16 protein-coding genes and 1 pseudogene are annotated in these 21,578 nt (G+C 55.1%); 8 read left to right on the forward strand and 9 right to left on the reverse strand.

Annotated features, from left to right (window positions below; translation table 11 throughout):
- Positions 1–474: 474 nt before the first annotated feature.
- From J2D73_RS17650 to J2D73_RS17660, 3 genes and pseudogenes are all read right to left on the reverse strand, one after another.
- Positions 475–1,568: pseudogene (locus J2D73_RS17650) on the reverse strand (IS5 family transposase).
- Between the two features lie 443 nt (positions 1,569–2,011).
- Positions 2,012–3,553: a pectate lyase family protein gene (locus tag J2D73_RS17655; protein WP_207883493.1), complete on the reverse strand. Its 1,542-nt coding sequence runs from the start codon at positions 3,551–3,553 to the stop codon at positions 2,012–2,014.
- A gap of 666 nt (positions 3,554–4,219) precedes the next feature.
- Positions 4,220–5,044 carry an ABC transporter permease gene (locus J2D73_RS17660; protein WP_207883495.1) on the reverse strand — a complete coding sequence of 275 codons (825 nt, stop codon included), beginning with the start codon at positions 5,042–5,044 and terminating at the stop codon, positions 4,220–4,222.
- A 325-nt stretch (positions 5,045–5,369) separates the two neighbouring features.
- Between J2D73_RS17660 and J2D73_RS17665 the strand changes: the two genes are divergently transcribed.
- Positions 5,370–6,548: a polysaccharide biosynthesis/export family protein gene (locus tag J2D73_RS17665; RefSeq protein ID WP_243430068.1), complete on the forward strand. Its 1,179-nt coding sequence runs from the start codon at positions 5,370–5,372 to the stop codon at positions 6,546–6,548.
- A 36-nt stretch (positions 6,549–6,584) separates the two neighbouring features.
- On the opposite strand, the gene J2D73_RS17670 is transcribed toward J2D73_RS17665, so the two are convergent.
- Both J2D73_RS17670 and J2D73_RS17675 read right to left on the reverse strand, forming a co-directional pair.
- Positions 6,585–7,232: an ABC transporter ATP-binding protein gene (locus J2D73_RS17670; protein WP_207883497.1), complete on the reverse strand. Its 648-nt coding sequence runs from the start codon at positions 7,230–7,232 to the stop codon at positions 6,585–6,587.
- Between the two features lie 6 nt (positions 7,233–7,238).
- Positions 7,239–8,408, reverse strand: coding sequence for a capsule biosynthesis protein (locus J2D73_RS17675; protein WP_207883499.1), 1,170 nt, complete (start codon positions 8,406–8,408; stop codon positions 7,239–7,241).
- Between the two features lie 295 nt (positions 8,409–8,703).
- Between J2D73_RS17675 and J2D73_RS17680 the strand changes: the two genes are divergently transcribed.
- The 3 genes from J2D73_RS17680 to J2D73_RS17690 are packed head-to-tail and all read left to right on the forward strand — an operon-like array spanning position 8,704 to position 11,893.
- A complete protein-coding gene (locus J2D73_RS17680) occupies positions 8,704–9,312 on the forward strand; it encodes a sterol desaturase family protein (protein WP_207883502.1) in 609 nt (202 codons plus the stop codon).
- An 11-nt stretch (positions 9,313–9,323) separates the two neighbouring features.
- On the forward strand, positions 9,324–10,490 hold the full coding sequence (locus J2D73_RS17685; protein WP_207883504.1) for a glycosyltransferase family 4 protein: 1,167 nt from the start codon (positions 9,324–9,326) through the stop codon (positions 10,488–10,490).
- A 59-nt stretch (positions 10,491–10,549) separates the two neighbouring features.
- Positions 10,550–11,893, forward strand: coding sequence for a glycosyltransferase family 4 protein (locus tag J2D73_RS17690; RefSeq protein ID WP_243430069.1), 1,344 nt, complete (start codon positions 10,550–10,552; stop codon positions 11,891–11,893).
- A gap of 194 nt (positions 11,894–12,087) precedes the next feature.
- Here J2D73_RS17690 and J2D73_RS17695 read toward each other — a convergent pair whose 3' ends face one another.
- Positions 12,088–13,404 carry a hypothetical protein gene (locus tag J2D73_RS17695; RefSeq protein WP_207883506.1) on the reverse strand — a complete coding sequence of 439 codons (1,317 nt, stop codon included), beginning with the start codon at positions 13,402–13,404 and terminating at the stop codon, positions 12,088–12,090.
- 216 nt (positions 13,405–13,620) lie between these two features.
- Positions 13,621–13,947, reverse strand: coding sequence for a hypothetical protein (locus J2D73_RS17700; protein WP_207883508.1), 327 nt, complete (start codon positions 13,945–13,947; stop codon positions 13,621–13,623).
- A 576-nt stretch (positions 13,948–14,523) separates the two neighbouring features.
- Between J2D73_RS17700 and J2D73_RS17705 the strand changes: the two genes are divergently transcribed.
- From J2D73_RS17705 to bioD, 3 genes are read left to right on the forward strand one after another with little or no spacing between them, the layout of a single operon-like run.
- Positions 14,524–15,714, forward strand: coding sequence for an aminotransferase class I/II-fold pyridoxal phosphate-dependent enzyme (locus J2D73_RS17705; protein ID WP_207883510.1), 1,191 nt, complete (start codon positions 14,524–14,526; stop codon positions 15,712–15,714).
- Positions 15,714–16,385 carry an alpha/beta fold hydrolase gene (locus J2D73_RS17710; RefSeq protein WP_207883512.1) on the forward strand — a complete coding sequence of 224 codons (672 nt, stop codon included), beginning with the start codon at positions 15,714–15,716 and terminating at the stop codon, positions 16,383–16,385. Before J2D73_RS17705 ends, J2D73_RS17710 begins: the two co-directional genes overlap by 1 nt.
- Entirely contained in the window at positions 16,382–17,878 is a 1,497-nt protein-coding gene (gene bioD / locus J2D73_RS17715) for a dethiobiotin synthase (RefSeq protein WP_243430070.1), read from the forward strand. Before J2D73_RS17710 ends, bioD begins: the two co-directional genes overlap by 4 nt.
- An 18-nt stretch (positions 17,879–17,896) precedes the next feature.
- Here the strand turns inward: bioD and J2D73_RS17720 are convergent, their stop codons facing one another.
- Positions 17,897–18,703: a helix-turn-helix transcriptional regulator gene (locus tag J2D73_RS17720; protein ID WP_207883514.1), complete on the reverse strand. Its 807-nt coding sequence runs from the start codon at positions 18,701–18,703 to the stop codon at positions 17,897–17,899.
- Between the two features lie 100 nt (positions 18,704–18,803).
- Here J2D73_RS17720 and J2D73_RS17725 point away from each other — a divergent pair, with 100 nt between their 5' ends.
- Complete coding sequence (locus J2D73_RS17725; protein ID WP_207883516.1) at positions 18,804–19,559, forward strand: class I SAM-dependent methyltransferase; 756 nt, start codon at positions 18,804–18,806, stop codon at positions 19,557–19,559.
- 493 nt (positions 19,560–20,052) lie between these two features.
- Here the strand turns inward: J2D73_RS17725 and J2D73_RS17730 are convergent, their stop codons facing one another.
- Positions 20,053–21,261, reverse strand: coding sequence for a DEAD/DEAH box helicase (locus J2D73_RS17730; RefSeq protein ID WP_243430071.1), 1,209 nt, complete (start codon positions 21,259–21,261; stop codon positions 20,053–20,055).
- Positions 21,262–21,578: the final 317 nt, after the last annotated feature.

A 21,578-nucleotide genomic window follows, 5' to 3' on the forward strand; every position in this document is an offset into this window, starting at 1 on the left:
GTCCACATCCAGAGCTTGAATCACATCAGACCGATTTTCCAAACAGGCTCTTAGAGCGGCGATGCCGACCCTTTGCTCAAAAGCCACGACTTTTCCAATGGCGTAGTCAGTGGTGCGGGCAATTCGTCATGGGATCGCCCGATAGGTGCCCACGTCCCCTTTTACGAGTGCCAGCATTGGGCTGGTGGGCACAGACAGTTGAGCTGTCGATCATCATGTATTCTTTGGTTTGACCGGTCGTCAAATGCTGGAAAATCTGTTCAGTCACACCGGTCTCGTACCGGTGGCGCAGCCGCTCGTGAATATTCCTCTTGTCTTTGAACCGGGTCGGTAGGCCACGCCAAGGAGTGGTCACGTGGAGTGTTCGAAAAACCTTTGATTGACTGCTCTTGCGCCTGATTTCAGGTTTTTAGCGTGTTGATTGATGGTTCTTGTGTCTGATTTGCGCTCTGCGTTTTGGGCAGAGTGACGGTTTCATGCTCTGGGTTGCCACGCGGCGGCGTTAATCCGCTCAAGGAGGAGAAAGTGACGCATATTATAGACGATATTGGCCAGCCCGATCCTCAAGGTGGCCCGCGTTATGCCTACGGTTCGGACGAACAGCCCAGTCTGTAATTTCTGATCGGCAAAGACATGCTCGACGCGAGATCTGATCACCGACTTTCCGGCGTTGGATTTCTGGATATGGCGTGGCATAGGCTTGAGATGCGGCTTTTTCCTGTGAACCTTCGAGACAAAGGCCTGCTTTTCCATGAAGTCCTCATTGGCTTTTGAGCGGTAGGCCGTGTCTGCCAGACCGTTGAGGCTGTATTGCTTTTATCAAGCAGGCCCTCTCTCAAGCGCGCGCCATCACTGGCGGCTGCATCTGTCGTCTTCCATTTGCGGATCAGCCGAAATTTCCGGTTGATGGAGATGTGCGATTTATAGCCAAAGAACGGGATGGCCAGATCTGTTGTCGGCATGGCCCCGTCCTCCTGTCGCTTCGCTTTCATGAACTTCAGGGTCCAGCGCGCGTGCCTGTGCTTGTGGGACAGCTTTGACGGATTGTCCTGCCAGTCCTGTGGGATCCGTCCTTCACGCAGATCCGTCTTCTCATCGTTGGTATTGCGCTGCTTCGGAGCCGCTACCAGCGTGGCATCCCGGATCTGGCCTGACATCGGCAGATAACCAGCGTTCCGCACGATTGTGTTAAAGCAATTGAACAAGCCATCACTCGCGCCAGCTTGGGTCAGACGCTCACGAAACAGCCGCACCGTTCTGGCATCAGGCACACGGTCCGACAACCCAAAGCCTAAAAAGCGCATGAAGGAGAGACGGTCGTTGATCAGGTATTCCGTCCGCTCGTCGGAGAGATTGTTCAGGGTCTGGATCACTAGGATCTTGGACATCAGCGCTGGATCAAACGCCGGAGGACCGCCTTTTCTTCCGTCCGCATAGGCCAGCGCTTTATCCAGGTCAGGACGAAAGGCTTCGAAATCTACAGTCCGGAAAAAAGCTTCGAGCTGATCGCCAAGCTCGCTCAGCCGAGCAAGCCCCTCTTCAACGTCAAAAAATCCCGGCTGTTTCATAGCGCCATTCCTCCAATAAAAACCGGAAAAATGGAATCATAGAAAAAACCTCAATACCATGAGGTTTTTCGAACCCTCCACGTGATAAGGTGACAGCATTGCTTCACCGTACAGAAGGTTATCGGCGTCGGTTCCAGTGACGTGACCTTCATGGCCCGGAAGATATCCTTTATCTGGTCCCAACGGTTGCCGCTCACACCATATCGAAGTATTTAACGTTGCCTAAATGCAGGAAAAAATTTCAAACCAGATGGAAATACATGCCCTGTAGCACTCTAGAGCCAACGAATAACACGCCATGAGAGCGTTATTTGGATTTTAATAAGCAGTGGAATTTATGATTGTCGGTTGTATTGATATGAATACGAAAGTTTTAAACTGTCAAACTCAATACGGACAGATCGATCTGATTAGCTCATGTCGTTTCGGTAGTGGACTAAGGTTCACTTAGATTGCTCCCCCCCTATTTCATTTGTAATTAAATTATGACCGTTCGCATTTCTGTTCGCGGATGGACCTGCACAATCTTGCAAGATGTTGCCATCGACGAGGGTGTAAGTGGTATTTTCGTCAATTAATACGGGCCTCATCTTGTTGTCCTTGCCTCCGACATTGTCATGGCAAAACTGAACATGGTCCACGGATCCATTCGTAGCATTGTGAAACAAAATTCCCCATTGATTGTCTCTGTCGCCATCAGAGCCACACGATGTGATGACGCCGCCGTGGAACTGGGCGCCATCAGCCTGGACGGCGACGCATGGTCCGAGAGAATTTTGTATCTTTCCTCCAAAAGACTGATAATTTCCAGAATGAAATCGCGTACTTTGAAGAATTATGTTGTTGATTCCAGCTTGCGATGCATAAAATTCGCAGTCGATACAAACAATGTGTGCAAAATTATCTGCTGTAATTGCCCAGTTGGAATTTGTTTTGGTGGTGTTGTTTGTTTCAACTTCTATTCTGTCCAGTGAAATAAATTGCGGGCAGTTGCCTATTGACGTTGAGTCGTCACATCGAACGTTAACGCCGTTTCTAACTTGATTGCAATTTAGATTCTTAACCCAAATTGTAGCCGCAAAATCATGAATATAAATGCAATCCGTCGGTTCATGTATCCCGTCAAGTGCGGCATCTATGCTGCCGTTATAGATAGACAAAATATCAGCCCTTCCTGAGCAGTCACCATTATCATATGTAGTGCAGCCTGTGCCGCCATGGTGATCTGATCCGTAAAATTCTATTGCAGTACTGAATGATTCGTTACCCATTTTTTTTCCATTATCATGCTGCGTGTGTCCCTGCATGAAGTCAAAGTCGTGAAGATTATTATGCTGCCCCGCAAAAAATACGACGGATCTATACATGCCGTATGTTCCTATATTATATACATCACACTGAGTGCAGTTGTATACGCTGATCGCTGATCCTGTCTGTGATCCTGCATTGACAATATCCAGGTCGCTTAAGGCGCCATGCCTCCAAAATCGATGTCCGTCCGTTAAAGGTGCAGATAAGTTGAACAGGGTTCCTGTCCCGGATCCAATCCAGATTAAAGTAGTGGTCCCGCGCCCCGCTCCGTGCACGTGGACGGGGCATGTCCACGATATTGTGCCTGATACAGTATATTTTCCTTGCGGAATAAAAATGTCTCCGCCCCCAGCTGAAGACCCGTTCGGGTATGGGCGGTGGCCCGCGGTGGATGCAACCTTGTTGCAGGCCGCATTAATGGCGGCCTGAAGTCCGCCGGTGTTATCATGCGTATCGGGTGATGGGACGACGCCAAAATCGAGAACGTTTGTTTGGTCGGACGCCCGCTCTTCCTCACGTCTTGCCGTTATTCCCGAACTGGCTTTGACAAAGGCGCCACTAATGTCTGGTGCAGTGAGTTGTCCCGATGATTCTGCGAGACTATGGGGCGGCTTTGCCTGGGCTGCAACGCTCATGAAGATGATGAAAAGCCAGATAAAGGAGTAAATATTCATTCTGTGGTCTCTTCGTTCGTCACGGCTTTGAGTCAATGGTGTGTAGCGTGGCTGCGTCGTCAAGTGGGGTTGATAAATGGAAGCGGCATAGATCTAAGACATTAAAAATTCATACGACTTTATCTGCCAAGAGGATTGTGTAGAGCTTCTTCGTGGTCTTGCGCTTTCAGGGCGGTTATCTGATGTGGGCTTTTACAGAGTATATACACCATCTCTATCGGGGTGCGTCGACGGCCCCTTCACAGACTGACGCGCGTTTATAGGAAAGTACGGTTTATCCTAGTCCATCAGGTGTATAGGCAGAAAGAATGCGCCATTTGCGGGATAGGCTTATGGCCAAATGGATGAAACGTAACACTCTTTCCGTTCAAGGGACTTACTGAAGCCGATTCCCCTCTTCGCTGCCAGACAATATCTGCGTCGTCCATTAGTTAACGAGTAAATGTTGTGGAAATTTCGACGTTCCTTTGAAAGCTACGGTCTCATAGAAAGTACGTTTTTTTGAACGAGGCATTGTTGTGCAGTTTGTCTGAGAATTGACTCGGTTTAGGGAAGACACGAAGCGTCAGAGAGGTCTTAAGTCAAATTTGCTCGCAGAAACGTAAGCCAACTATACTTGGTGGTTGCTTATTGGCAGTGCGTCATTAAACTTACGCTTAGAAATTTCTATTGAACCTTTACAAATTTTCTAACGCGAAGAGTTAAGGAAAGTCCGGCTAAAATTAAAAGAAAATTTATGCAAAGTGCGTAAGTGATACTGTACATGGCATGTGCCGTTGCGCCGAATTGCCCCCCGCGAATCATTTCGATGCTTTGTGCGCTTGGTGACCACAATAATATTCTCTGAAATTTGGGCGTCACCCACGACGCCATCACGAATGCGCCTGAAAATGGCAACGCCAAATAGGAAAAAATACTTACGGTTTTTTCTATTATTTCTGAGCGCTCACTGAGCGCGGCAACGAGGAGGGCTGTCGCGAAGCAAAACAAAATATGAAATCCAAGGCCGAGATAGAGTAAACCGTAATTTTCGGGAGGTTTCATGTATCCGATTAGCACTGCCCCAACTGCAACAATGAGGCCAGCCATAAGGGTGCCCATCACCTCAAGTGCGACTCGCGCCGTGATGATATCTAGCGGTGTAACTTGGCGATGAAATAACAAGCTTCCGTTTGCTTCGAATGCACGCACGGCGCTAACAAGGCTATGGCGCCACATCGTCAAAGGGACATATCCGGTTAGCACAATTGCCGTCATTGGTAAGCCGTGCTCGTGCGGCGCACGCATTGCGGTCCACGCGATGGTGACGCCAAGGCAAAAAAGAATTGGCTCCCCTATTATCCAAAGATATCCAAGGTTCTCACGTCCGAAGCGTGTATGAAGTTCACGGAGCATGAGCGCGCCGATCACTCTGCCTTGAATTTTGAACAGGGATCTGATGGACGGTTGATGCACAGACCTGTTGCTCACGATTTTGATCAATGCCTTCATGAAGAATTATACGAATATTTTGTAACGTCGACGCGATTGAGCGCGTGGGACGGTGAAGCGTTGAATTATAGGCCGAACAGGGCGTAGAATTCAAATAGGTGCGGATTGATTTTGGGATTCAGATGGTCGTTATCTTTTGTTCTGATTTTCCGCCAATGACCGTTGGTTCCGGAGGTGATGTGACACCAGAATGCCACTGGTAGTATGGACGCTGTGATCACACTGTGCCAACAGACTTCTACAGCGGCTTTTTGTGGAAAATAAATATAGCATGATCGTCAAGTGCTCCCGTTCGTCACCAAACCCCGGTAGGGCGCGTCGTGGGTTGCTGAGATTGTCACCAGCTGCTCTTCTTGCGGTTGCGGCCTGTAGCACCTTACCTGACAGTGGCCCGACTGAAAGCGTAGTTCTTCATGCGGCGAAGGATCTAAAGAGCAATCCACTCGGTTTTGCTGTGCTGCCGATAACGCCTTCCGTAGCGGCGACCTTGGCAGCAGAGGTCCCTCCACTGGTGTCGTCGCTTGATACGACTGACATTACGCCGACTCATAATGATCGCATCGGCGCGGGGGACGTGCTTGCTATCACCGTTTTTGAGCTTGGTAGCGGTTTGTTTTCCTCTGGAAGCACTGCATCAGCGGCGCAATCCAGCGAGCTCAACGCGGCGTCAGGTGGTACTACCGGTGTGACAAATCAAACACTGCCGCCGACGGAAGTTGAGACTGACGGCTCTATTGCTGTGCCTTATGTTGGACGTATCCAGGCTGCGGGCATGACACCGCAGACTTTGGCTGCTTTGATTCAGGCCCGTTTGGGGAGTAAATCGCAAAATGCTCAGGTGATGGTGCGAATCGCGAGTGATGTTTCTAATACGGTGATCGTTTCTGGCGAAGTTCATAAACCAGGGCGGGTTATGCTTAGTACTGCTCAGGAGCGCCTCTCAGATCTTGTGGCTATCGCAGGGGGAGCGATCTACCCCCCAGAGGACACGCATGTTCAGCTTGTTCGGCGTGATCGGACTGCTGCGACGGATTTGGGTACGTTGGAAACCTATCCGCGGGAAGATATTCGTGCTCGCCCAGGGGATAGAATACACGTCATATATCAACCTCGAAGTTACACGGTCTTCGGGGCGGCTGGGAAGGAGGCGACGGAAACCCCCTTCAAATCCCCACATGTGTCCTTGGCTGAGGCTTTGGCGCGCTCTGGCGGACCTGCTGATAGTCGCGCTGATCCAAATGCAGTATTCCTATTTCGATTCGAGACACCTGAAGTTGCGCGGAGTATGGGGGTTAGCACGCCCGTAACCCCACAAGGGGTACCGATTGTCTATCAACTCGACATGATGAGCCCCACGTCATATTTTTTGGCGCAGCGCGTGCCTTTGAAGGGGCATGATTTATTGCTGCTTGCAAATGCCAAGACCAACCGTTTCTACAAGTTCAATCAGTTGATCGGCGCTTTGATCAGCCCCGCCATTACTGCTGCCTGGGTAGCTAAGTGAGGCATCAGATCCGAGACGCGCTTTTGTCGTAGAGATTTACAACGCTTGATAAGCTTCTATGGCTTCGTCCAGAGACTGGTAGGGTTTCAGGTGACCGCCGTCTAGCAAGGATACTCGGTCGCATGTGTCTCGCATGAAACCCATATCATGTGACACGACAATCATTGCGCGATTGCTACGTTTATTAAACAGTTCTTCTTGGCAACGTTTGTGAAAACGCGCGTCGCCAACCATAATGACTTCGTCGATCAGATAGCAATCGAACTCTATTACGATGGATAGAGCGAACGCCAGGCGAGCGCGCATGCCGGACGAGTACGTTTTGACGGGCTCGATGAGCTGTCGACCCAATTCCGCAAAGTCGTCTACAAAAACTCGAGTGCTGGGATAATCGAGGCCATAGACGCGGCAAATAAATTTGAGGTTGTCGAGCCCGCTCAGGCTTCCCTGAAAGGCACCTCCAAACGCTAACGGCCACGATACGCTCATAGAGCGTTCGATCCGTCCGGAAGTCGCGTGCTCGACGCCGCCGATCAGGCGAATGAGTGTGGATTTTCCAGCGCCGTTACGTCCTAGAATCCCCAGTTTTTCGCCCCGATTGAGGGTGAGGGACACGTTGTCGAGTACAAGGCGGTCGCCTCCGTGTGACGGGTATACTTTTGTGACGTCAATACAGCGAAGCATGAATTATCAAACGCTCCTATGCTCGCGGGCGCCAGCAAGCAGTAATGACCCCATGAAGTACAGGGCCAACATGGTGGCGAACACAATCGCTATGTCAGCAAGGCTCCGAGGATAAGCCGCATAATCTGGCAGATTGGGCTGCGTCACTTCGTCAAGATACAGTTGCTGTCGATCGGCCTGAATACGGGCTGAATCAAGAGCCGCGTCGGCCGCGCTGACTTCCCGCTCCAGCAATTCTCGCTGAAAGATCAGGTCGTCGTAGCCGCTTATCTTGGGCACGAAGGAACGGTCATCGCCCGTCACCTTGGTGGACGACTGCGTGATCTCCTGATCGAGTGCCGTCATTCTGCGTTTGAGAACGTCGATCAACGGGCTGTTTGGGGTTGAACGGAGCAATTGCTCCAGTTGTATACGAGTCGTCATCCTCATCGTTTCCAGACTCGCGATGTCTTTCAGTAGAGGCTGAGATTGCCGCTGCGGATCGATCATGGCGGTCTGGTTGCGGTAAGCGTCAATTTTACTGCTGACTGTCCGCAAGCGTTCGATTGCTGCGTCACGTTCCCGACGCGACGCGGCAATCGTATTTTCGCGTTGTCGAGCGTTCATCTCATTAATGAGATTTTCAGAGGCGGCCAGCAACGCTTTAGCAACCCTCTGCGAATCAGCGGCACTGAATGTTCGGACTCTAAGTGTTGAAAGACCGGTTGTCGTATCGAGTTCAGCCTTAACATGGCGTTGATAATAGGAGAAAAAATGCTCGAACGTCGTTCCTGAATAAAAATTTGGAAAACGCGCGATCGAATCTGCGTGGGGAGTGTCGTAGACGTGCGCGAGATCCTGAGTCTGCAGCAGAAGATGTGCGGCGTCACGCGACGTCACGTAATCCTGAACGGCGTAGGTGTCCTCGGTTCCGCTTGAACTACCCGACGACAGTAAGCCAGCCAATACACTGGGTGTCTGAGATGTTTGGCCGCGAACAACGAATTCCGCTTCTGAAATGTATTGTGGAGATGCGACGAGGCCGTAATAAACAGTCGCTGCGGCTGTCGGTAGCACGACTACCCCAAGAAACACCGCGTGGCGTCTTACCCAGGCAAGCGAGGCGTTTATTCGGCCGGACTGATCCGTCGCGCCTTCCGTATAATTACGTCGCAAACTGAGGGATGTCCTATTCATCCTTCACGCTTGCCTCAAACCGCGAGACAAGGCAACACATACGCTATTATAACGTTAGTCCGTATGCCCGTCGGTTTTGTCGTGCCCGGAATTCGCCACATTTTCCTGCTGCGAAGGGGGCAGGCCTTACCTCGACAGTCGCATTTGCAGGGATGAAAAAGCCTGCAGGTGGGTTAGAACCTGAGTGTGATGTGGAGTGGGCCGGGGTCCTGAATCTGCATCGTTCCCCGGCTGAATTTCGTCCTTTCGGTATGGGCGCGATTTGGCTACATCGCCTGTGAGTAGGTGCGAAGCGATGTTTCGTGTTGTACGTGCACACCCCAGCCGTATCCGTTTGTTCCGGAGCCAGTGGCTTGAGCTGACGACGCTGACGCCGTTACCTGTGTTTCTGGCGGTATGGTTGCCGACGTCGACACTGCTGATGGTGATGGCGTTTGTGAAGAATCCGCCCCTGCTGGCATTGGGGGGGCTTATCACCGGGGCGATTGTATGGGCCAGCTGCGAGTATCTGATCCATCGATATATTTTCCATCTGCGTTTGCGATCGCGTCTGGGACGGCAGATGATTTTCATGACGCATGGCAACCACCATGCGGATCCGGGGGATCCCCTCCGGAGTATTATGCCGCTGACCGTTACTATTCCTCTTGCCCTGCTGATCTGGTCCGCTTGCCATACATTCGGGGGGGGCAAGGGAGAGGCGGTGTGCGCCGGCTTCGTCGCAGGCTACATGTCTTACGATTTTGTGCATTGGGCCTGCCATCAGAGTCGCTCTCGGGGACGTCTGATCCGCAGGTTGCGGCGTCATCACATGCTTCATCACCACGCCCGACGTGACGGAAACTATGCGACCACAGTTCCACTGATCGATCGCCTGTTCCGCACGTACATCCGGACCCGTTGATCGACCGGTTCATGCAGATTGCTCTGGACGCGCGTAACATTGATCGCCCGAATGGGACAGGCGTCGCAAGTTACGCACGGGCGCTTGCCGACGCTGCTGAAAGGGGCGGAGCTCAAGTCGCCTGGTTGCGAGAAGACGCCTCGCCGCAGGCGATGGCGTCTCGCCACACAGCAAGCGCCAAAGCAGTGCGCTTTGCGTCGGCGCTCCTTGGTCGTTCGTCCGTAGCGGTCCGGACGGGCGCCAGGAACGATATGCTTTCCGACGATATTTTCCGCATTGCTCACGTGCACTTTAAGATTTTTGGCAAGTTGCTCCCGGTCAGAACGGATAATCCTCCTGATGTGATGCACTGGACCTGTCCACTACCTGTTCGAATGGAGGGCTGCAAAAACATCGTCACGATTCATGACCTCATCCCAGTCTTGCGTCCTGATCTATGCGACGTTTCTCCTCATCACATGAGGAGGATGTTACGCTCAGTGATGAGTAATGCGGGCGAAATAATAGTTATTTCTGATTCTGTCCGGCAGGACATTCTAACGACCTTCCCGATCGGCCCGGAGCGTATCCATACACTCCATCAAGGCGTGGGTATTTCGACTGAATTGCGGAAGGCGGCCGAGAAAGCAGGCGACGTCTGTCCCGCTGGCAGTTTTATTTACGTCGGCAGCATAGAGAAACGGAAGAATGTCGGCCGCCTGATCGAAGCCCACGGTCGAAGTCAAACAACGCGCATGCTCGTTCTGATCGGGCCAGACGGTTATCAGGCTCAGGAGGAGATGTCGGCCATTGGCAGGCATCCGCATCCCGATCGCGTCATGCGTCTGCCATGGATAGAGCGTCCGCAACTTATCAGAGCAATATCGACTGCGCGCGCGCTCGCCTTTCCATCGCTCGCGGAGGGATTTGGTTTGCCCATCGTCGAGTCCATGCTGGTTGGAACTCCCGTTCTTACAACGCAGGGAGGAGCGACAGGCGAGATCGCGGGTGACGCCGCCTGGTTTGTCAATCCCGAATCAGTAGATTCGATAGCGTATGGGCTGGAGAGGCTTTCCGCTGATGACGCGCTTTGCGAGCGATTGACATCGGCTGGATACGCCCGCGCGGTCGTGTTCGACCCTGCGCACTATGAGCGCCGTGTGGCCGATTTGTACGCGCAAATCATGAGTAACGGTTGAACGTCGTAACGCAAACGCCTGTGACTGACCGTATCCCAGCCTGACAAGGAAACTCTCTGTTGTCTTCTTCACGTCTGCATGTCGCCATCGATGGATTCAATCTCGCTCTCCCGCGTGGCACAGGTGTTGCGACCTACGCCCGCACGCTCAGCCATGCGCTGCGGGAGATGTCGTGCCATGTTGACGTCCTTTATGGTCTCAACATCCCCGCTCACGCCAAAGCTGTGCTGCGTGAAGTGTTGTTTTTTGATCGCCTTGGCGAGGAGGAGAAGCGCCAGAATGGTCGCTTCCTCACGGCGCGTTGGAAAGCGCAACAGCGAGCCGTCCTGTTCGGCCAGCGCGCTGTCGAAATTCCAATTGACGGGCACGTCGACATTCGGTCCTTTCGTGATCGTCTTCCAGCCTTCAACCGGATCCTGAACGCGCGCGATCTTTTCGTCACGGCGACGCGTCATTATCGGCGGACGCGCCGTTTTATGGCGGTGGAGATCCCGAATGCGCCAGATATTATGCACTGGACATACCCGTTGCCGATCCGCGTGCTGGGCGCCAAGAATGTTTATACGATTCACGATCTGGTCCCGCTTCGGTTGCCGCACACTACGCTGGACGACAAGGGGTTTCATTTCCGTCTGATCAATGACATTGTCCGACACGCTGACGCGATATGCACAGTGTCAGAGGCGTCTCGTCGAGATATTTTAGCATTCGCACCGGCCTCTGATGAGATTCTTCATAACACCTATCAGGCCGTTCGCCGCCCGGACGCAGGTATAGATGTTTCGGGGGAGACGCTTCAGCGCGTCCTTCAGCAGCTCTATGGCCTAAGTCCCGATGGCTATTTCCTTTATTACGGCTCTATCGAACCCAAGAAAAATATCGGGCGTCTGATTGAAGCGGTCCTTTCCGCGCAGACCACGCGCCCCCTGGTCATTGTCGGCGCGATGGCGTGGAAATCCGAGGGCGAACTGCGGCTCCTGAAGAGCGGAGTGAAGGCTGGACGCATCATCCAGCTGGAATATCTGCCTGAAGCCGATCTGATGCTGCTTGTGCGCGGCGCCAGAGCGGTCGTCTTTCCATCCCTGTCCGAGGGGTTTGGTTTGCCCGTTGTGGAAGCTATGGCGATGAGTACGCCGGTGCTCACGTCGCGGGAGGCTTCGTTGCCCGAGGTCACAGGCGACGCGGCTTGTCTGGTGGAAGCCTACGACGTGGCGGATATCGCTCTGGGAATTCGACGTTTGGATGACGATGACGCTCTTTGTCGCACGTTGAGAGAGGCAGGCCCGAGGCAGGCGGCTAAGTTTGATATGGAGACTTATCAACAGCGGTTGAAATCATTCTATGCACAGGTGGTCTCTTCGGATTCCTCTAGGGGCTGGCGTCGGAAGAGTGGCTTTAAGTGAGGGAGGCGTCATCCGCGTGCAGGGAGGGTAAAAGACTCCGTCATAAAAAAGATTTTTTGTAATCGCTCTATATTATTCCGTACGAAATGTATGCCTGTCGCGCGCCCACGTTTCATGGTGCTACGGATGCGGGCGTCGACTCATCACTGTATGGCAGGTAGATGGTGAGCCCGCATCCGTTTGCGAGGGCGACCTTACTTGAAAAGATCGGCGAGCAGATTGTGACTGCCGGAACTGACGTGGTTTGACGTCGTGGCTACTGACGCCGTCGAACTGGATCCGGCTGTAAGTGCATTGAGAACGCTGCCCGCGATGTTGACAACATCCGTCAAACCTGTGCTGACCACGTTTACGATAGGCGATAGAAAGTCTGACGTGAGCCCGTGAGAGATATCTGCAAGAATATCCTGCAACGTGGCGTTGAAAAGGTTCTGCGGAACGCTCGGGAGATTGAGCGACACGGATGAAGTGGTCTGGCTCGCGCTGATGGTCGCGCCCGGAGCTTTTTGTAGTTCCGATGGCAAAGTCAGTTGTCCGGTGGCTGCCGCAGTCGCGGCTACGCCGATTGCGGAATAGATGTTCGTAGCCGCATCACCGGATTTCGTATCCTGCTCGCTGATGCGTGTAGTGCGAAGGGCGTCCAGTTCGGCATTATCGGTTACCTTGACGGCGCTTGAACTGGCGGCGCCCGTCGCAATCCACTGGCTGCCGCCGAACCAGTTGTTGCCCAGGTAGAGATATCCGTTGATATAATTGGGGTCTCCGGCGGCGCTTTGTCCGAGAACGTCCTCTTCGAACGCCCTTGCGATGACTTCGGCCTTCACGTCAGTCTGGACGGCTGAATCGACGATAGTCGGAACGCCGACATTGAGAATATTGAGAAACTCGTTAACTTCGTTCGCCACAGATCCGGTGCTGAACGTAAGGCCAAGCTGTTCAATCGCAGAGTTTCCAGCGACGACTATAGCGTTGGCTGTGGTCGCTACGAATTTATCGTATTGCGCGGGATCGGCCATGATGGCGTCTCCGACGGTCTCTGTCCCCTGAAACGGTGTGTCCCAGTAGTAGAACGATCCCCCCCATCCTCCGACAGTCATTCCGCCGTATTGAAGGGACGTTCCAATATCGTCTTCAAGCATTGAGTTGATCGTTTGAAGGCTTCCGGTCTGGAGTGTCCCGGAAATGACGGCCAGTCCGATTTTATCCGAGAGATTTTGGAAAACCACAGACTTGTCATCCCACGCAAGACCATAATCGGTCGCGGCGTGGATGAAGATATTGCCAAAGCTTGTCGGATCGTTGCCGTTAACGGTGATGGCTTGCTCGTACCAGAAGGTACTTTGTGAGTCGAGTGTGTTGGTTCCATCGGCAATGGCTGTATTGAGGAATGAAAGCATGTCCTCATAGCCAAGCAGGGCGTTCGCCGTGCCGCCGTCCGTGTCGGCGCTAAGCTGCGCCAATTGTGAAGTTGTAAGTTTCAGGGGGCCTGTAGTGGACGTTGATTCCTGCATGTTTTCCTGCAATTGCGATGGCGACGCCCTCTGGATTGTCACTCCGCGCAGGGCGACGGTCCGCCGCAATCTTCAAGGCGTGGCTTGCGCGCTCTTCCCCTGAAGAGGGCGCGCGCCTGGCGCGGAATACGTTCAGGTCGTCATTTGATTGAATGTGGAACGTGGAGCGCCGACCGACGGCGCGCCGTCGGTCGGTAAGTCATGTGCGACTAAAGATCAGTCGATGCCTTTGATCCACTCGTTTACATAATGATATTCAGGCGTGATCGTGCCGCCCAGAGCTTTTCCGATAGTGTCGACGACTTGAGACGCCTGATAGATGGCGTAGTCGTTGAACTGATGGAGCGCGCCGGTGATCGGACCGCTGACGGCGGTCAGAGCGACGCCGATAGGGCTGATTGCGTCCTGAAACGCATTGACCGTGTTGGCGGCGCCAATGAGCGCGTTGCCAAGCAGAGCGTTTAGCCCTCCGGCAGTGGGCGAAATCAGCAGGGATCCGCCGCCGGATATGGTGCTTACTTCAAGATCAGACAAATCACGCATCGAGATGTTCCTTGGAATTGATCGTTCAATGCACACAGACAATGTAGAGCGCAGCACAAGCTTCATCGAAGGTGTGGGGTTATTCCCAAAAACAGCTAAGCGTCCAAAAATAGATAAAACAAGCGTTAAATGAAACAAAATGAATCTTTATGCAATTTTAACGTCAACATCCTGACGTAATTGATATTGTTTCGTAACATATTTTTCGCACGAATATTTGACCTAAATGAGTGAGTTTTATCGAAATAAACATAAAAAATTCGGCCGTATTTTTAAATAATAGATTTATTTATTTAATAAATAAAAATTTTACATTATTAATTTTAGAATTATTTTCGGAAAAATACATCAATATTTGCGTTTTGCGCTATAATCTAATCCGGCTTGCTGAAGTTAACATCCAATCTAAGTCCAATCGTAATCGGGAGCGTGATTTTGCGGTTCCCGTAACGAATGATCTGGGAGAGACATATGGACGGGCAGTCTTTCTGACATCGGCTGCGTCTGCGCGGGCGAAAGGGCTTTTCCAGACGAGTAGTTGACCATGGCCCCGGTCTCCGGCACGAGACCCACCCTATGACGCGGTTCGATCCCCTTTTCCTGGACGCGCTGGCGAGGCTGGACGGCGAAAGCCGACGCCGACGCTTGCGCGCCTTCTCGCCCGTATCTGCGGGCGTTCGCTTTAATGCGGCCAAACAACAAGTGGTTGACTTCTCTTCCAATGACTACCTCGGGCTGGCCTCGCACCCTGCGCTCGTCGAGCGTGCGTGCGAATGGGCGGCTCGCTATGGCGCTGGAACAGGAGCCTCTCGCCTTGTGACAGGCACGATGTTTCTGCACGAGCAGGTTGAAGCTCGTGTCGCGGCCCTCAAGGGCGCAGAGGCGGCGTTGCTCTTCGCCAGCGGCTGGCAGGCGAACGCCTCGCTCGTTCCGGCGCTCGCCAGACTGTCGGTGGAGCAAGTCGGCGCGCCGCCGCTGGTTTTTACCGATCGTCTGAACCACGCCAGCCTGCATCAGGGGTGTGCTGCGGCTGGCGTGCGTCAAATTCGCTTCAGGCATAACGACCTCGGCCATCTTGAGACGCTGCTCGAGGCCCGGCGGGAAGCGTCTGGTCTTCGGATTATCCTGACTGAGAGCGTCTTCAGTATGGACGGAGATCGCGCGGACGTGCCTGCGTTAGCGGCTTTGGCGGAGCGGTTCGGGGCATTTCTCTGTCTGGACGAGGCGCACGCAACCGGAGTGCTTGGACCAGGCGGGGCAGGCTTGTCTTCGCTCGCGCCGGGCGGCGTGCATTTGATCATGGGCACTTTCAGCAAGGCTCTGGGCGGTATGGGCGCCTATATCGCCGGATCGCGTGCATTGTGTGACTGGCTGCTCAACAGCGCATCAGGTTTTATCTATTCCACCGCCATGCCGCCTGCCGTTCTGGGCGCCGCGGACGCTGCCCTGGAGCTGTTGCCGTCTCTGGACGATCAGCGTCGACGGGTGGCTGATCATGGTGTGCTGTTGCGGGACAGGCTCATCAGGGCGGGTTTTTCGACCGGAGAGTCATCGACCCAGATCGTGCCCGTGATGATCGGCTCCGCCGCCGACGCCTTGAGCGTGGCGCAGACGCTGGAGGCGGAGGGTCTGCTGGCTGTCGCGATTCGTCCGCCTACTGTTCCCGATGGGCAGAGCCGTCTGCGCGTCGCGTTGTCCGCCGCGCATTCGGAGCAGATGGTCGAGCGGTTGGCTGACGCCATAATACGTCTCCACCGGCCTGTGTGATGCATATCGTTCTTGCGCATGGGTGGGGATTCGATGGGCGGGTGTGGGGCGCTGTGCGCGACAGGTTGCGGGGGGGAGTTGTCGACGACGAAATTCATGTTCTCGACTTTGGGTATTTCGGTTCTTCCGAATTATGCTTCCTTCTGGATGAACCTGTCGTCGCCGTAGGACATTCCTTCGGCCTGCTCTGGTTGCTGTCTCAGGCTTCATTGCACGCAGAGAGCGTGATTCTGGGAATCAACGCCTTTACGCGCTTCAGTCGTGCGGCGGACTTCCCGGATGGTGTGCCACAGCGACTGATCGACCGTATGCTCGCAGGCCTTGATCATGACGCGCAAGGCGTTGTCAACGCATTCCATGAGCGGTGTGGACTTTCGGCGGAAAAGGACCGCGACTTCGCTCAGGTTTCTGGCACGCTCGACACGAACAGATTACGTCAGGATCTGATGCGTTTACGCGACGGCGACGTCAGCGGAAGGGCAGGGCGGGTCATGGCGGCGCTCGGCAGTCGGGACGACGTGCTCGTCACCGAACCGATGACCCGCGCGTCGTTTCCTGCGCAGCGTATCCAGTGGGCGGATAACGGAGGTCATCTCCTGCCGCTCACGCGACCGGATCTATGCGCGGATTTCATTCGCCAGACTATCGCGCAGCAAAAAGAGATTGGATGACGCCAATGCGCTCCACCCCGTTCGACAATCGGTCGGCGAAAGTCTTGCGTGAAGAACGCCTGCGTATCGCCGCGCGCTTCGACAGCGCAGCAGCATATGATTCCGCGGCGTCGGTTCAACGTACGACTGCGCGGAGGCTGGCGGCGCGCCTGCGGTCGGCTTTCGCTGGGCGTGCGCCGGGTCGCGTGCTGGAGTTTGGATGTGGTTCGGGATTTCTGACCGGGTTGTTGCGAGAAATGTGGCCGGATGCGCAGATCGTGGCGACTGACATATCTGCGGCGATGGTTGAGCGTGCGCGCGTCCGATGCCCTAAGGCGGATTTCGCGACAATGGACGCGGCCCAGCCCGAATTGCCGGACGACCTGTCCGGGCAGTTTGATCTCGTGTGCGGCAATCTGGCGCTGCAATGGATTGAGCCGCGAGACGAGGCGCTCGCGGGCTTGGCGCGTATGCTACGTCCTGGCGGAGTTCTGGCTGCGACGACGCTCGCAGAAGGAAGTTTCGCCGAATGGCGCTCCGCGCACGCCGGGCAGGGCTTTGCGTGCAGCATGCGCGAATATCCCGCCGAGTTCGCCTTGCAGAACGGTTGGCCACATCGCGCGGCGACGCCGTGGCGGATGCCGGAGGCCAGCGGTCGATGGGACGTCGAGACTCTGGTGGAGCAGACCGGAGGCGGCCTGGCTTTCATGCGCGGCTTGCGCGCCATTGGAGCGACTGAGGCCGCTCCGGATACGGTCAGCCTGTCGCCCGGAGCGATGCGCCGAGTTGTCGCGGGTTTTGACGCGGCGGGTGGAGAGGTAACGTGGCGGGTCGCTTATGGCCTGTTCCGCACTCCGCCTCGTGCGGGCGTATTTGTGACAGGAACCGACACGGGCATTGGCAAGACCTTCGTTTCGGCGTGCCTGACCCGTGCGTGGGACGCCCTTTACTGGAAGCCGCTGCAGACCGGTCTCGCGGAGGAAGATGGGGATGCAGCGACAATCGTGTCTCTTGACGCAGCGACGCCCGACAGGGTCGTGCCTGGCGCAGAGGGATTTCTGGCTCCGTTATCGCCCGAAGACGCCGCCGCTGCAGAGGGGCGGCGCGTCGATCTGGATCTGCTGGTTACGCCGATGGCGCAACCGGACCGACCGTTGGTCGTGGAAGGTGCAGGCGGAGTTCTCGTGCCGCTGACCGCGCCATCCTCCGAGACGGGCGAGGCGGGCGCGATGATTCTTGATCTGATCGAACGCATCGGCTTGCCGGTGGTGCTGGTCGCAAGAAGCGGTCTGGGGACCATCAACCACACATTGTTGAGCATCGAAGCGATGCGGGCGCGGGGCGTCGCGATTGCAGGGGTGGTGATGAACGGGCCGTTGTCGCCGGGCAATCGCGCTGCGATCGAACGTCACGGGCATGTGGCCGTGCTTGCGGAAATTCCGCCGTTCGAGCAGCCGACGCCGGAGACCGTCGCTGAGGCGTCGCGTTTGTTGCCGCTCTGGCCTGTAAAGTGACGGTATGTGGATCGGCGCTCAAATATCCGACGTGCTGGAAGCTGGCGGGGCAGGTGTTAGCGTCACCAGCTTGTATTGCGGCCATGTCGCGAAAATCAATGTAGTCTGCTCAAAATTCAGTACGCCGTCAGTCGTATGACGAAACCTCCGTGCTCCACCTTCACGCGCGAGAACAGCCTGATCATGCCACAGTCGGTCGAACTCGGAGCTTCCGGCACGCAACGTCTCGATCAAGCTTTCGACCTGTTCTTTTTCACCATGAATGCTGTCCGCGCGAAATTCTGCGAGAACGCGACGTGCGCTGTGTTCCCAGTCACTCAGAAAATTCTTCGCCTCAGAGGACAGGAATACGTACCGTAGTAAGTTTGGATCATCACCGCTCAGCCACTCGCCAAAGAGAAGACGGGCAGTCGCGTTCGCCGCGCAGATGTTCCAGAGCCGGTCCAAAACGTAGCAGGGGCCTTTCACCTGCTCAGGCATGGTCAATACCGGTGCTGGAATGCGGTCATGGAGCCTTCGTGGCGTTTGCGGGTCCTTCAGTCGGGCCAGCTCGAACAGATAGACGCGTTCGGCTGCCGTGAGCTGCAAGGCGCTCGCGATGCGCCCCAGCGTTGCGGCTGAGCACGAGACGTCGCGCCCCTGTTCCAGCCAAGTGTACCATGTGGTGCTGATTCCGCAGATATGCGCGGCTTCTTCGCGCCGTAATCCGCTTGCGCGTCGGCGTCCCGGCGTTGGATGGAGACCGACTTCGAGTGGGGAGAGCGCGTCCCGACGCGCCCGCAAAAACGCGCCGATGGCTGTAGCTGTACTGGAGCGAACGGTCATGATGGGAGTTTTTATACCATGATAAAATTGGACCTTATACTCGCTTTATAGGCGCGGCAGTGTCGCCGTGATTACACACGCACAGAGTAGGAACTCGACCATGACGGAGTCATACGCGGCGCATCATTACGGCGCTCGCGCTCAGGATTATGTTGCCAGCACGGTGCACAGTCAGGGTGGCGATCTCGACGCGATCGAGCGGGCGGCGCAAGGGAAGCAATGGCGTCGCGTCCTGGATCTAGGATGCGGTGGCGGGCATGTCGCCTATCGCCTGGCCGCGCATGCGGCGGAAGTAATAGCGTGCGACGTCACCGATCAGATGCTGCGCGCTGTAGACGCGGAGGCGATCTGCCGTGGCTTGACGAATATCAGGACGATACAGGCTCCGGCGGAAAGGCTTCCATTCGAGGATGGCGCCTTCGACGCCGTCTTTTGCCGATTCACCATGCACCACTGGAACGATGCTGCAGCGGGATTGCGCGAGGCGCGGCGTGTTCTGGCGCGGCATGGGGAGGCCATGTTCATCGATGTGACGGCGCCGACCGTCGCGGTGGCCGACAGTTGGTTGCAGACATTGGAACTCCTGCGGGACGTCTCGCACGTAAGAAATTATTCCGTCGCCGAGTGGCGCAAGCTGCTCGGTGACGCCGGGTTCGTTCTCAAGGAAGTTTCGACGGATCGTTTGCGCATGGAATTCGGGAGTTGGGTCGCGCGGACACAAACGCCGCAGGAAAGGATCGCAGCGATCAGATCCCTTCAGGAGGTTGCGCCGGAGGACGTGGCGCGTATTCTGGAGATTGAGAACGATGGTAGTTTTACACTTGATGTTTCTATTTTTTCTTCTGATGTGATGTGAAAATTCACCCCCCCCCGCCTGTGGCGTTGCCTTCAGACGATTTTTTTGTCGTAAAATTTCCTTATCAGGGAACATGAAAGATGAATGTTCACATATATAAGAAGCGATTTTTCGTTACTGAATTTCCTGCACAGGGACACGGGATTAATGTGAAATTAACCGGAGAGGAGGCGATGATCGTCTCATCGAACGAGGTTGCACATTGCTTTCAAGTTTAACGATACATCGTCATTAATTTCATATTTTCCTTTTATTTTACTATATATTTTTTGTTTTGTATAAACCTCTTCGTGCGGCTAACTCGTTGCGAGCCACTATCTCTGCGCTGGCGATCAGAAAAATATTATAATTCCGCGGATGGGGCTGCGGGTCGACAGGCTGAATCGGTTGCGCCGTGGGTACGCAGGGTCGATTGCCTAGGCTCCAGACAAGTGGCGCATACCTTCATGTGGCTCTGGACGAGGGTTCGACGGAAAGTTCGCTCTCGGCGAGGCTATGCCGTTTTGGGTGATTTACTCCGCCCGCCCTCGGAACGGCCCCGTTTTCTTGCCAGAGAAGTCGTAGGTTCAACGCGCGGTGTGGCTCTTTCCGGCGTGGAAATTTCCGTAGGTAAGACTGTCAGCTTTATGGACAGAGCGGTTTCAATTTTACGCATCGCGCTGCGTTCGTTCATTGCGCATAAGGTGATAGCCCAACCCACGCGCCCGGCCCGACCTGTGCGGCCAATGCGATGGACGTAAGTCTCCGGCTGTTCGGGGGGCGTCATATTAATGACCTGGCCAACCTGCTCGATGTCCAGTCCGCGGGCTGCGAGATCCGTCGCGACAAGAACCGACGCGCGCCCGGAAGCAAATTCCTGCATGGCGCGATTACGATCTGGCTGGGTGAGGCCGCCGTGCAGGACCGCAGCTTTCAGGCCCCGCTTACGCAATTGCTTGGCGAGAGCGCCAGCCTCATCCCGGCTGGCGACGAAGACGATGGCGTTACGGTCCGGGTGACGACGCAAAACCGCTTCTGCGGCCAGAGGCTTCTGCGCAGCTTCAACGAACATGATCGCCTGCCGGATGCTCGTTTTCCCTGTTTCGGGGGCAATGGTCTGAGGTTTGTAGAGGAAGCGCCGGGAGGCCTCCCGCGCCGCAGGCGGCAGGGTGGCTGAAACAAGAATCGTTTGCCGCTGTGGGGCCAACAGAGGGAGTAGGTCGTGCATCTCATCCCGAAATTCCGGCGACATCAATCTGTCGCCTTCATCGAGCACGACGTGGCGGCAGGAGGCGAGGTCGATCTGGTCCCGCCGCGTGAGGTCGAGCAGGCGTCCAGGTGTTCCGACGATGATACGCGCGCGCTCGGGAGTGTCGTCCTGTGCGCCTTCCGGCGCCTCGGCCTCTTCGTGAGCGCCGCCATAGACCGCGAAGGGACGCAATTCGGGAGTCGGCGCCAACTGACGTCCCATCGCGGCGATCTGGCGCGCAAGTTCGCGTGTCGGCGCGACAACAAGCACTCTTGCGGCTCGCCTAGCCAACAGGAGATGCATCAACGGCAGGAGATAGCAGGCGGTTTTTCCAGCCCCGGTTGGTGCGATAATCTCAGCGTCACCGCCATCCAAAATCACCGGTATAGCGCGGGATTGAATGGGCGTAGGAGCGTCTAGCCCCGCCTGAAGGGCCATGGCCGTCAAACGGGGGGCTAAACCCAGTGTGGCCATATCGCTTTTTCCTGGCGACGGCGCATTCGTTGGGGAGGTGGAAGTCTGCGAAGGCATGAACCCGTCCAAAAGCGAATCAGACCCTCCTTATAGAGCAACCTGAGTCCATGCGGAATCAAACCACGCGCCTGAGAAGGCGCGTTCGCCCTGGTGAGGCTATTGGTCGCGGGTCGGGGGAGGGCTGTTGTTCGAGTGCGAGCAACAGCGGCGCTGTCGCCTGCTCGGATGCGTCCATCCGAGCAGATGCCTTTTAGGCGGCTTGCGCGTGATAGCTGTTCTCGTTTGGTGGCAAGTGGACGGGTCTTTGAATCTGGATG

It is taken from the genome of Acetobacter sacchari (assembly GCF_017377715.1).
GTDB lineage: Bacteria > Pseudomonadota > Alphaproteobacteria > Acetobacterales > Acetobacteraceae > Acetobacter > Acetobacter sacchari.

What these genes read in the sequence shown, in the direction of transcription:
- J2D73_RS17660 (WP_207883495.1), bottom strand. Translation starts at nt 5,044, where the DNA reads ATGAAGGCATTGATCAAAATCGTGAGCAACAGGTCTGTGCATCAACCG.
- J2D73_RS17675 (WP_207883499.1), bottom strand. Translation starts at nt 8,408, where the DNA reads ATGAATAGGACATCCCTCAGTTTGCGACGTAATTATACGGAAGGCGCG.
- J2D73_RS17705 (WP_207883510.1), top strand. Translation starts at nt 14,524, where the DNA reads ATGACGCGGTTCGATCCCCTTTTCCTGGACGCGCTGGCGAGGCTGGAC.
- J2D73_RS17700 (WP_207883508.1), bottom strand. Translation starts at nt 13,947, where the DNA reads ATGCGTGATTTGTCTGATCTTGAAGTAAGCACCATATCCGGCGGCGGA.
- J2D73_RS17710 (WP_207883512.1), top strand. Translation starts at nt 15,714, where the DNA reads ATGCATATCGTTCTTGCGCATGGGTGGGGATTCGATGGGCGGGTGTGG.
- J2D73_RS17725 (WP_207883516.1), top strand. Translation starts at nt 18,804, where the DNA reads ATGACGGAGTCATACGCGGCGCATCATTACGGCGCTCGCGCTCAGGAT.
- J2D73_RS17670 (WP_207883497.1), bottom strand. Translation starts at nt 7,232, where the DNA reads ATGCTTCGCTGTATTGACGTCACAAAAGTATACCCGTCACACGGAGGC.
- J2D73_RS17695 (WP_207883506.1), bottom strand. Translation starts at nt 13,404, where the DNA reads ATGCAGGAATCAACGTCCACTACAGGCCCCCTGAAACTTACAACTTCA.
- J2D73_RS17680 (WP_207883502.1), top strand. Translation starts at nt 8,704, where the DNA reads ATGTTTCGTGTTGTACGTGCACACCCCAGCCGTATCCGTTTGTTCCGG.
- J2D73_RS17655 (WP_207883493.1), bottom strand. Translation starts at nt 3,553, where the DNA reads ATGAATATTTACTCCTTTATCTGGCTTTTCATCATCTTCATGAGCGTT.
- J2D73_RS17685 (WP_207883504.1), top strand. Translation starts at nt 9,324, where the DNA reads ATGCAGATTGCTCTGGACGCGCGTAACATTGATCGCCCGAATGGGACA.
- J2D73_RS17730 (WP_243430071.1), bottom strand. Translation starts at nt 21,261, where the DNA reads ATGGCCACACTGGGTTTAGCCCCCCGTTTGACGGCCATGGCCCTTCAG.
- J2D73_RS17720 (WP_207883514.1), bottom strand. Translation starts at nt 18,703, where the DNA reads ATGACCGTTCGCTCCAGTACAGCTACAGCCATCGGCGCGTTTTTGCGG.
- bioD (WP_243430070.1), top strand. Translation starts at nt 16,382, where the DNA reads ATGACGCCAATGCGCTCCACCCCGTTCGACAATCGGTCGGCGAAAGTC.